General features: G+C 56.5%; 9 protein-coding genes. 4 read left to right on the top strand and 5 right to left on the bottom strand.

Annotation, left to right across the window (positions count from 1 at the left end; genetic code table 11):
* From RI563_RS08145 to ppsA, 4 genes are all read right to left on the bottom strand, one after another.
* A partial coding sequence (locus RI563_RS08145) for a c-type cytochrome (RefSeq protein ID WP_310693871.1) occupies positions 1 to 797 on the bottom strand: 797 nt, incomplete at its 3' end.
* Positions 794 to 1,444 (bottom strand): c-type cytochrome, encoded by a 651-nt coding sequence (locus RI563_RS08140; protein ID WP_310693870.1) that lies wholly within the window; start codon positions 1,442 to 1,444, stop codon positions 794 to 796. The genes RI563_RS08145 and RI563_RS08140, both read right to left, overlap by 4 nt.
* Before the next feature lie 225 nt (positions 1,445 to 1,669).
* Positions 1,670 to 1,828 (bottom strand): hypothetical protein, encoded by a 159-nt coding sequence (locus tag RI563_RS08135; protein WP_310693869.1) that lies wholly within the window; start codon positions 1,826 to 1,828, stop codon positions 1,670 to 1,672.
* A gap of 1 nt (position 1,829) precedes the next feature.
* Complete coding sequence (gene ppsA, locus RI563_RS08130) at positions 1,830 to 4,214, bottom strand: phosphoenolpyruvate synthase (RefSeq protein ID WP_310693868.1); 2,385 nt, start codon at positions 4,212 to 4,214, stop codon at positions 1,830 to 1,832.
* A gap of 123 nt (positions 4,215 to 4,337) precedes the next feature.
* On the opposite strand from ppsA, the gene RI563_RS08125 reads away from it, so the two are divergent.
* Both RI563_RS08125 and htpG read left to right on the top strand, forming a co-directional pair.
* The gene (locus RI563_RS08125; RefSeq protein WP_310693867.1) at positions 4,338 to 5,162 is read left to right on the top strand and encodes a pyruvate, water dikinase regulatory protein; all 825 of its coding nucleotides are present in this window, start codon (positions 4,338 to 4,340) and stop codon (positions 5,160 to 5,162) included.
* Positions 5,163 to 5,374: 212 nt separating this feature from the next.
* Complete coding sequence (gene htpG, locus RI563_RS08120) at positions 5,375 to 7,267, top strand: molecular chaperone HtpG (protein WP_310693866.1); 1,893 nt, start codon at positions 5,375 to 5,377, stop codon at positions 7,265 to 7,267.
* Between the two features lie 622 nt (positions 7,268 to 7,889).
* Here the strand turns inward: htpG and RI563_RS08115 are convergent.
* Positions 7,890 to 8,318, bottom strand: coding sequence for an Rrf2 family transcriptional regulator (locus RI563_RS08115; RefSeq protein ID WP_310693865.1), 429 nt, complete (start codon positions 8,316 to 8,318; stop codon positions 7,890 to 7,892).
* A gap of 330 nt (positions 8,319 to 8,648) precedes the next feature.
* Between RI563_RS08115 and RI563_RS08110 the strand changes: the two genes are divergently transcribed.
* Together RI563_RS08110 and RI563_RS08105 are read left to right on the top strand one after the other, a co-directional pair.
* Positions 8,649 to 11,105, top strand: a complete 2,457-nt coding sequence (locus RI563_RS08110; protein ID WP_310693864.1) for a Lon protease family protein — start codon at positions 8,649 to 8,651, stop codon at positions 11,103 to 11,105.
* Positions 11,106 to 11,237: 132 nt separating this feature from the next.
* On the top strand, positions 11,238 to 11,546 hold the full coding sequence (locus tag RI563_RS08105) for a BolA family protein (protein ID WP_310693863.1): 309 nt from the start codon (positions 11,238 to 11,240) through the stop codon (positions 11,544 to 11,546).
* Positions 11,547 to 11,565 lie beyond the last annotated feature (19 nt).

The raw sequence follows: 11,565 nt of genomic DNA, 5'->3' as shown, positions 1-11,565 counted from the left end.
CGCGGATCCTGTGGCCGTTCGTGGCTGTTGATGTAGGCCGCCACATCCCAGGCTTTCTGCTCACTAAGACTATAGGGTTTGCCCAGCGGCATGTTGGCATGAATAAAACTGGCCGCGGTATTGACGCGGTGCATGCCGGCGCCCCAGTTGAAAGAGTCCTCGCCCCACAGCGGGGGGAAGACGTACTCGCCTTCACTCTTGCGACCCTGGCCGTCATCGGCATGACAAATGGCGCACTGGGCCTGGTAGACCTGCCGACCGCGGCGGATATCCGCTGCCTTGTCTGGCTGATTCAGCTTCGGATAGCCGCGGCCGGCCAGGGCTACGCCGGTGGGGGCGCCTTTGGCCAGCCAGTAATGGTAGGTCAGGATGGCGGTGAGCTCCTCGCTGCCGGACGGTGGCGGTTTGCCGTTCATGCTGTAGCGGAAGCAGCCCTGGATGCGCTCTTCCATGGTGTTGACCCGATCATTCTTGCCCCGGTAAGCGGGGTACATGGTATAGGCGGCCCACAGCGGCGCCGAGTCGGCACGGCGACCGGCATCCACGTGGCAATTGACACAGTTCAGGCCGTTACCCACATACTTGCCGCGCAATTGCTGGGTGTTGATAAACAGATCACGCCCGCGGCGTACCATGTCGCCAAACTGATCGTCCGGGATGGCCGATTCGGGCGGCGGGGTGAACTTGGGGGCTTCACCCGTTGTGTCGGGCAGCTCGAACTGGTAATCCCGCTCCTGTCCGGCACTGGTTCCGGTCATCAGCAGCAGGGAGCTGATCAAAACAAGTGTGTATTTCATTGGTCGGCTCCGGCATCAGGTTGAACAGGCGCGGCGGCGAAGTAATCGGCGACTGCCTGGATTTGTTCCTCGCTCATGCGCTCGGCCACGACTTTCATCAGATCGTTGGCGTCATTGCGTCGTTTACCGTCACGCCAGGCCTGAAGTTGCATCTTGATATAACTGGCATGCTGTCCGGCCAGGGCGGGAAAAGCCGGGTCGACACCGCGCCCACCCGGCCCGTGACAACTGACGCAGGCGGGAATCGTATTATCCCAGTCACCGCGCAGTGCGAGGGTCCGCCCGGCAGCGCTCTCTTTCCCCTTCGAGGCATCGCCGGCGGGATCAAGACTGGCATAATAGGCCGCCACATCCCGGCTCGCCGCCGCATCCAGCGCGGCGGCGATCGGGTTCATCGTGGGATTGGTACGCGACCCTGCACGATAATCCCGCAGTTGTTTAGCCAGATATTCGGCATTCAAGCCGGTCAGACGGGGAAACCCCGCCGAGGCATTGCCCTCGCCATTGGCACCGTGACAGGCGACACACGCCGTGGCGCCCTGGTTGTTGCCTTGCATGGCGAGCTGCCTGCCGGTTTCAACATCGCCAGCAGCCAGTGCAATGTGTGAGACAATTGCCAGCAGAGAAATGAACAGCCATTGTTTCATTGGTTTGTCTATCCTTGTCATATTTAACAGTATTCGCCATGAGCAGCGACGAACGGTGACGCTCAATTCATCATAGTACAGGCATCACACTTTTAAAGCGTCTCTGTGATACACCGGGCTTACGGTATAACTGAAACGATTGGCTAGCCATTGAGAACCGGGTTGCAACACGGCTTGTGTACAGGGGGAACTGGAACCTGTTCTGGTTCAGGATCGGCCTGGTCGCTATAACAGCCCGAAAAAACCGCCCGCCGCCAGGATGGCCAGAAATCCGCCTATGGCAAAGGCGAGGTTGGAATAGAAGCGGTTATCCGCGCGCAGGGCAAACCCGGTCCAGATGGCGAATGCCGCAATAATGATCAGCAGAATAAACAGGCGGGCCATGTCAGGCGTTCTTCTCTTGTAACTGTTCGGCGAGATACAGCCAGGTAGATATTACGCTGTCGGGGTTGAGCGAGACGCTGTCGATGCCGTGCTCCATTAGCCAGAAGGCGAGATCGGGATGATCCGACGGGCCCTGGCCACAGATACCGACATATTTGTCCCGCGCCCGGCAGGCCTTGATCGCCATAGCCAGCAGGGCCTTGACCGCGTCGTTGCGCTCGTCGAAGGCATCGGCTACCAGCTCCGAGTCGCGATCCAGTCCCAGCGTCAACTGGGTGAGATCGTTGGAGCCGATGGAGTAGCCGTCAAAGTCCTCGAGGAACTGATCAGCGAGCAGGGCATTGGAGGGTATCTCGCACATCATGATCACCTTGAGATCGTTTTCCCCCTGTTTGAGCCCATTGTCCTCCAACAGCTGGATCACCTGCTGGCCCTGTTCCACAGTGCGCACGAACGGGATCATGAGCTGTACATTACTCAGGCCCATCTCTTCACGGACCTTTTTCATCGCCCGGCATTCCAGCTCAAAACAGTCCTGGAAGGTCTTGGCGATATAGCGTCCGGCGCCACGAAAACCGATCATCGGGTTCTCTTCATGCGGTTCGTAGGCCTCGCCGCCGATCAGATTGCGGTATTCGTTGGACTTGAAGTCGGAAAGGCGCACGATGACCGGCTTGGGCCAGAAGGCAGCGGCGATAGTACTGACCCCTTCGGCGAGTTTGTCGATAAAGAACCCGACCGGATCGGGGAAGCCGGCAGTCTGAGTATCAATCTGTTGTTTTATCTCACCCGGTTGTTTGGCGTAATTGAGCAGTGCCTTGGGATGCACACCGATCATGCGATTGATAATGAACTCGAGTCTCGCCAGACCCACACCGGCATTGGGAAGATAACTGAAATCAAAAGCACGATCCGGCGATCCGACATTCAGCATGATCTTGAAAGGCAGCTCGGGCATGCTTTCCAGGTTGACCTTATTGATCTCGAACTGCTGAATGCCGTCATAGATATAGCCGGTATCGCCCTCGGAACAGGAGACCGTGACTTCGTTACCATCGGTAACCGCCTCGGTGGCATTACCACAACCGACCACGGCCGGAATGCCCAGTTCGCGGGCGATGATGGCGGCGTGGCAGGTGCGCCCGCCGCGGTTGGTGACGATCGCCGAGGCCCGTTTCATCACCGGTTCCCAGTCAGGGTCGGTCATGTCGGTAATCAGGACGTCGCCTTTTTGCAAACGATCCATCTCCTTGATGTTCATGATCGTGCGGGCTACACCACTACCAATGCGCTGGCCAATGCTGCGGCCAGTGGCGAGTACCTTGCCATACTCCTGCATTTCGTACTGTTCCAGGACATTGCGGTCGCTACGGCTTTTGACCGTCTCCGGCCGGGCCTGCACGATATACAGTTTGCCGTCCAGGCCATCCCGCGCCCATTCGATATCCATGTGGCGGCCGTAATGGTTTTCGATAGTCACGGCCTGACGGGCCAGCTCCATGGCTTCCTCGTCGTTGATGCTGAACTGGCGCTGCAGATCCAGAGGCACTTCCTCGGTCCGGGTCGAGCCGGCATGGGCGGTATCATCGCCGTAGACCATGCGAATCGCTTTCTGGCCGAGATTGCGACGTATCACTGCCTGCTTGTTTTTTTCCAGCATCGGCTTGAAGACATAGAATTCGTCCGGGTTGACCTGGCCCTGAACGACGGTTTCACCCAGCCCGTACGCGGCGGTGATAAACACCACGTCTTCAAAACCCGATTCGGTATCGATCGTGAAGATGACCCCGCTGGCGCCGATATCGCTGCGAATCATGCGTTGTACGCCGGCGGACAGGGCCACATCGCGGTGGTCGAACTCGTTATGGACCCGGTAGGTGATGGCCCGGTCATTGAAGAGTGAGGCGAAGACATGGTGGATAGCGTCCAGCAGATTATCCTCACCCTTGATGTTCAGATAGGTTTCCTGCTGACCGGCAAACGAGGCTTCCGGCAGATCCTCGGCGGTGGCCGAAGAGCGCACCGCAAAAGAGATTTCTTCTCCCTGTTCTTTCTGCAGTTTATTAAAGGCCTCGTGCAATTCCTCTTGCAGCGCCGGCGGGAAGGGCGTGTCGATAATCCACTGGCGAATACGTTCGCCAGTTTTGGCCAAAGCGGTGACATCATTGATATCCAGCTCGTCCAGTTCCGCATAGATGCGATCGGCCAGCCCCTTGTGTTCCAGAAATTCACGAAAGGCATCGGCGGTGGTAGCAAAACCGCCTGGTACCCGCACTCCGGCGTTGCTCAGCTGATGAATCATCTCGCCCAGCGAGGCATTCTTGCCGCCGACCCGGGGAACATCATCAAGTCGCAGGTCATCGAACCAGATCAGGTGTTGAGTCACGTTGTTTCCCCTTGCTTGTCAGGATGATTCATAGCAGAGTGTAACTGCTTATCGAGCAGGTTACAGGCAGCTTTACCTGCTTTTCAATATATCAGTGACGACAATGACTCGGGTGAACGTTTTATGACCGGCAAACGCGCGGTGTTTTTTGTCTCTGACAGTACCGCCATCACGGCGGAGACTCTTGGTCACAGCCTGCTGACCCAGTTTGCGGGACAATCATTTGATTACCGGACGCTGCGCTTCATCGACAGCGAGGAGAAGGCCCGCGAGGCCCGGGACAGAATCAATGCTGCCCATCGCCAGCAGGGGCTGCGCCCGATCGTCTTCAGCACCCTGGTGGTCTCCGACATCCATGAAATCATCGCCTCCAGTGAGGGCCTGTTTATCGATTTCATGGACTCGTTCCTGTCGCCGCTGGAAGAAGAGCTGGGTTCCCGGCGGGTGGCGTCGGTGGGGCACACCCACGGGGTGGTCACACAGGAGCACTATCGTCATCGCATGGATGCGGTCAATTTTGCCCTGCAAAATGACGACGGCGGCAGTATTCGCCAGTACGAACGGGCGGATCTGATCCTGGTGGGTGTCTCGCGCAGCGGCAAGACCCCGACCAGCGTGTTTCTGGCGATCCATTACGGCGTGTTTGTGGCCAATTACCCGCTGGTGGACGAAGAGCTGGAAGAGAGCCGGTTGCCGACCGATTTGAAACCCTGGCGCGACAAGCTGTTCGGCCTGACCATCCAGCCCGAACGCCTGCAGCAGATCCGCCAGGAACGCAGCCCCGACAGCCGTTACGCCGCTCTGCATCAGTGCCAGTACGAAGTGCGCCAGGTCGAGGCGCTGTTCCGTACCAACCGCATCGATTATCTCGATGTGACCAGCAAATCCATCGAGGAGATCGCCACCTACATCCTCAAGGCCACCAGCCTGGAACGTCACCGACTCTAGGCCCGCGCCCTTCGGGCCAGGGACGAGTTACGAGGGACGAGTGACGAGGAAAAACTGCGGGTGCGCTGGGCGCACCTTCTTTTTTGCCTCGTCCCTCGTTACTCGGCCCTTCTCCGGAGGGCGCAGACCTTGAAAAATTCCCCTCCTGTCCCTATTAACCTTCAAAATTTGTGTCTTTGGCATTCCGTGCATATATATAAGGTGAGAAGAACATGACAGTCGACGCCCATAAAGAGACCCTGAGTTTCCAGACCGAGGTCAAGCAGCTGCTGCAGCTGATGATCCACTCGCTCTACTCCAACAAGGAGATTTTCCTGCGCGAGCTCATCTCCAACGGTTCCGACGCCTGTGACAAGCTGCGCTTCGAGGCCCTTTCCGACGATGCGCTGTACGAAGGCGATACCGACCTCAAGTTGCGTATCGATTACGACAAGGAGGCGCGTACTCTTAGCGTGACGGACAACGGTATAGGCATGAACCGCCAGGAAGTGATGGACAACATCGGCACTATCGCCAGCTCCGGTACCCGCAAGTTTCTCGAGGCCCTCTCCGAAGACCAGTCCAAAACCGCCCAGCTGATCGGTCAGTTCGGGGTGGGCTTCTACTCCTCCTTCATCGTTGCCGACAAGGTGACCGTCGAGACCCGCCGCGCCGGCCTGGGGACCGAACACGGGGTGCGCTGGGAATCCGCCGGCGAGGGCGAATATACCCTCGAGACCATTGAACGGCCCGAACGGGGCACCAGCGTGACCCTGCATTTGAGCGAGAATGCCGAGGAGTTTCTGGACGACTTCCAGTTACGCAGCATCATCAAAAAATATTCCGATCACATCTCCCTGCCGATCGAAATGGCCAAACGGGACGAGGAGGGCAAGCCCACGGACGAGCTGGAGACGGTCAACAAAGCCTCCGCCCTGTGGACCCGCGCGCGGGACGAGATCAGCGACGAGGAGTACACCGAATTCTACAAGCACGTCGCCCATGATTTCGAAGAGCCGCTCTCCTGGCTGCACAACAAGGTGGAAGGCACCCAGTCCTACACCACGCTGTTCTACATCCCCAAGCGCGCGCCGTTCGATCTCTACGATCGGGACAAGCGCTACGGGATCAAGCTGTATGTCAAACGCGTGTTCATCATGGACGACGCCGAGCAGCTGATGCCCAACTACCTGCGCTTCGTGCGCGGGGTGGTCGACTCGGACGATCTGCCGCTGAACGTCTCGCGCGAAATCCTGCAGCGCAATCGCCAGATCGACACCATTCGCAATGGCTCGGTGAAAAAGATTCTGGTGCACCTGGAAAAACTGGCCCAGGACGAGCCAGAGAAATACAGTGAGTTCTGGCAGGCTTTCGGCAATGTGCTCAAGGAAGGTCCGGCCGAGGACTTTGGCAACAAGGAGAAGATCGCCAAACTGTTCCGCTTCGCGTCCACGCAGAATGACAGCGATGTGCAGAACGTCTCACTGGATGCGTACCTCGAACGCATGCAGGACAAGCAGGAAAAGATCTACTACATCACCGCCGAAAGCTATGCCGCGGCCAAAAACAGCCCCCATCTGGAACTGTTCCGCAAGAAGGGGATCGAAGTCCTGTTGATGTACGATCGTGTTGATGAATGGATGATGTCTTTCATGGAAGAGTACAACGGCAAGCCATTCGTCTCCGTCGCCAAGGGCGCGCTGGATCTCGGCGAACTGGAAGACAAGGAAGAAAAAGAGAAAGTCGAACAGGCCGAACAGGATTACAAGACGCTGATCGAGCGTATGCAGAAAGTTCTGGAAGGCAAGGTCAAGGAAGTCAAGGTCTCACACCGTTTGACTGATTCCCCTTCCTGCCTGGTGGTCTCGGAAAACGACATGGCCATGAGTATGCAAAAACTGCTCAAGCAGGCCGGCCATAACGTGCCCAACATCGAGCCGTCACTGGAGATTAACCCCGACCATACCCTGGTCAAACGGTTGCAGAACGTGGAAGACGACCAGCAGTTCAACGACTGGTCCCTGATCCTCTTCGAACAGGCCATGCTCAGCGAAGGCGGCCAGCTCGAAGACCCCGTCGCCTACGTCAGCCGTGTCAATCACCTGCTGCAGGAACTTGGCGGCTGAAACTGTCATCCCGGCGCAAAAAGGCATGCCACGGCTGGATTTTAATAAAAGCGTAACCACGAAGACACGAAGGCGCGAAGTGTATTCATTTTTGCTTCGTGTCTTCGTGGTAAAAATAGTCCAATAGATAGGGTGTCAGGTAGCGCTGCGCGCAACCTGACCTGTACCCTGAGAACTCAGAACTCAGAACCTGCCCGCAGGACATCAGGCAATAATATTCGATATCACAATAATCAACACCATAAACCCGATCAGGACCAGCACTGTCTTGCCGACGTTCATGGCAATACCTTTGTCACCCTGTTGCATGATTCGCTCCTGTGCAGTTTGTGATGACAATGATCTAACGCGGTAAAAGCAGGCCGGGTTTGATCCAGATCAAATGCAATAAAATTAAGAAATTCAGTGGATTCTGATGGATTGGTCTGGTGCAGGGGTATCACAAGAACTGGACGGCTTGATCTAAGTACAGATGTTCGCAACACGCGGGTAGTGGGCAGGCAACCGAAGAGTGTCATCGGTCAGGCTGTTACTTTTTATTTTGCTCTGCCTTGGCGGTAAAAATAAAAAATGCCCCGCTAGCAAAAATAGCGGGGCATTTTTTTCTTATGAAGCGTTAGATTCAGGCAGCCTGGCTGGATTTATCGCCGGACTGTTTTTTGTCCGCTTCGTGGATGTCCCGCAGGCTGACGCTGCTCAGGTAGTCATAGACCATGTCGGACAGCTGTTTCCACAGGTGGGCACTTTCCGGGGCGCCATGACCGCTGGGGACATTCTCTTTCGGCTTGTCGTTACCCGGCAGGTCGATCGCCTTGACGATGTCGCCGACGGAAATCTCGTCGATATTCTTGTTCAATACATAACCGCCGCCGGGACCGCGCACGCTGCGTACCAGACCATGCTTACGTAGGAGGGCAAAGATCTGCTCCAGATAGGAGATGGAGATATTCTGGGTGTGCGCCAGATAGGCCAGCGTGACCGGCCGGTCGGGGCTCATCGTCAGTTCCAGCATGGCCTTGGCGGCATAGTCTGCTCGTGATGAAAGTTTCATGGTTTGGCCTCTTGATGGTTTGGGTTCGTTCTCGGTTTTACAATTTGCTTGCTAAACAACTTAGGAGTATTCCCCTAGCTTGACAATGTGTTTGCTGTGAACAATTGTAAATTTCAACCTTGTCGACAATGCGGGAAATAGCGAATTATTAATATTAAACAACAAGTTAGTTCCTGTCTCGTGTTTAGATTAATGGTATTTACTTGGGCACATAAAAATCCGAATGGTTCCGCTTTGCCGCGCGTGCGCCGCTCGCTGCTATAGTAGGGGCCAACCGCAGGCCGGGCGGCGGTATGAGTCTTTCCCGGCAACAACACAGGCGAATTGATTTTGACACAGGCACTCGACGCGGACGCGCTTTATACCCCTTGTGACCCGGATCGACTCGGATTCAAAAGCACGGCGGAACTGGCCGATCTGGACGGATTGCTGGGCCAGGATCGGGCCGAAGAAGCCCTTCATTTTGGTCTGGGTATTCGCCGGCACGGCTATAACCTGTTTGTGCTGGGCCCCAGCGGGATGGGTAAACACACCATGGTGCGTCAGTTCCTGCACCAGTGCGCCGCCGAAGAGCCGGTTGCCCGTGACTGGATCTATGTGGCCAATTTTTCCCATCCGGAAAAACCACGTGCCATCGAACTGGCCGCCGGGCGGGGTAGCGCCTTTGCCCGTGACATGCGTCAGCTGGTGGAAGATTTGCGTTCGGCAATCCCCAATGCGTTCGAAACCGAGCAATATCATGCCCGGCTGCAGGAGTTACACGAAAGTTTCCAGGAGCGCTCGCGGGAAGTGTTTGCCGAACTGGCCGAGGAGGCGGAAAAGCACGGTGTTACCCTCGTGCGTGCCCGGGACCAGGACGAATTCAGTTTCGTGCCGCTCAAGGATGAGCGCCCGATGAAATCGGAAGAATATGAGGCATTGCCGGAAGAAGAACAGCAGCGCCTGTCGGCGGTGATCACCAGCCTGGAAGACAAGCTGCGCGGTATTCTCCATCAGCGCAGTCAATGGCAACGGGAGCTGCGCGAGGCAATCAAAACTCTCAATCGCGAAGTCGGTATGTTTGCGGTTGGCCACCTGATCGAAGACCTGCGTGAAAAATATAACGATATAGCGGCGATCAGCGATTACCTCTCTGAAGTACAGGAGGATGTCATTGATAACCTCAATGCCTTCCGTGATCAAGAAGAGGAAGAGATGGTGATGTGGGAGACCGGCAAGGCCGAGCAGTCGTTCCGGCGTTACCAGGTGAATGTTCTGGTCGATCACAGTGAGGCATCGGGTGCACCGGTTGTCTACGAGGATTTACCCATTTTTCAGAATCTGATCGGTCGCATCGAATATGTCTCGCAGATGGGAACGCTGGTTACCGATTACATGTTGATTCGATCCGGCGCACTGCATCGTGCCAACGGCGGTTATCTGGTGCTCGATGCGCATAAAGTCCTGACCCAGCCATTTGCCTGGGAAGCGCTCAAGCGCGTGCTGTATGCCGGTGAGATCCATATTGAGTCGCCGGCGGAAATGTACAGCATGATCAGCACTGTGAGTCTGGAGCCGGAACCGGTCCCCCTTGACGTCAAGGTCATCCTGGTCGGTGAACGCTATTTATACTATCTGCTGCAGGCCTACGATCCCGATTTTGCCGAGCTGTTCAAGGTTCAGGCCGATTTTGAAAACAGTCTCGACAGTAATGACGATAACCAGAACCTCTATGCCCGTCTGCTGTCGACCCTGGTGCGCAAGGATCAGCTGCTCCATTTTGATCGCGATGCGGTAGCCCGGGTAATCGAGCACAGCCGGCGTGCGGTGGAAGATACCCAGAAGCTGTCGGTGCATATGCGCAGTATCAACGATCTGTTGCAGGAATCCGATTACTGGGCCCGTCAGGGAGACCGTGAACTGGTTACCCGTGCTGATGTGCAACAGGCGATCGACAAACAGATCTATCGTTCCGATCGGGTACAGCAACGCATCATGGAGGAGATCCGGCGCGGGACGTTGTTGATCGATACCGCCGGTGCGGTGACCGCGCAGGTCAATGCGCTGGTCGTCAGCGAAGTGGGTCGTTTTGCCTTCGGACATCCCAGTCGTGTCACCGCCACGGTGCGGGTCGGCGAGGGAGAAGTGGTGGATATCGAGCGCGAGGTAGAACTCGGCGGGGCGATTCATTCCAAGGGTGTGATGATCCTGACGGCCTACCTGGCCGCGCGCTTTGCTGGCAGCAAGCCGTTGTCCCTGGCGGCGACGCTGGTGTTCGAACAGAATTACGGCGGCATCGAGGGGGACAGTGCCACGATCGCTGAGCTGTGCGCCCTGTTGTCTGCGCTGGCCGGTATCCCGGTGCGCCAGTCACTGGCGGTGACCGGCTCGGCCAACCAGCGCGGTCAGGTACAGCCGGTCGGTGGCATTAATGAAAAAATCGAAGGCTTCTTCGATGCCTGTCAGGCCATCGGGCTCAATGGTGAACAGGGTGTGGTGATTCCCGTCACCAATGTGGAGCATCTGATGCTACGGGAAGATGTTGTCGCAGCGGCACGCGAAGGGCGGTTTCATATCTATCCGGTGAATACCGTGGACGAGGCGATTGAAGTGCTGACCGGGGTCACAGCCGGCGAGGCCGATGCACAGGGCGAATACCCGCATGAGTCGGTGAATTATAAAGTCAAACAGCGTCTGGAGGATTTTGCCGAGACTCGCCACGAGTTTGCCAAGCCGGGTGATGAAGACCAGGACGAGGACCACAAGGACAAGGACAAGGACAAGGATAACGATGATGATGCTTCCTGATACCAGCGTCTGGATGTGCCGAGACGTGACCTGGTAAAAACACTACAAAGCGCAGGCTTGAAATCACGCCGGCGGCACCCATAACCTTGATACACTTTATTTATTCACCCCGGACATTGACGGAGTTAGCGCATGAGTATGCAAACGGTCATTGAAGAGAAACTCTCCCAACAGATTCATCCCTCGCATTTGCAGGTGATCAACGAAAGTGATAATCACAATGTGCCGCCGGGCTCCGAATCACACTTCAAGGTGGTGATCGTCTCCGACAGCTTTGACGGCAAGCCGCTGATCGCCCGTCACCGGATGATCAACGAAGTTCTGGCCGATGAGCTGCAGAACAAAATCCATGCCCTGGCGCTGCACACCTACGCGCCGGACGAATGGCAGGAGACCGGTCAGGCGCCCGATTCCCCACCCTGTCACGGGGGTGGTAAATAAGTTTCTAGGTACTAGTTAC

The sequence above is a fragment of the Thiohalophilus sp. genome, assembly GCF_031581315.1.
In the GTDB taxonomy this organism is placed as follows: Bacteria; Pseudomonadota; Gammaproteobacteria; order UBA6429; family Thiohalophilaceae; genus Thiohalophilus.
Note: the sequence above shows the minus strand (reverse complement) of the source record. Positions and strands in the feature narration are given on the sequence as shown.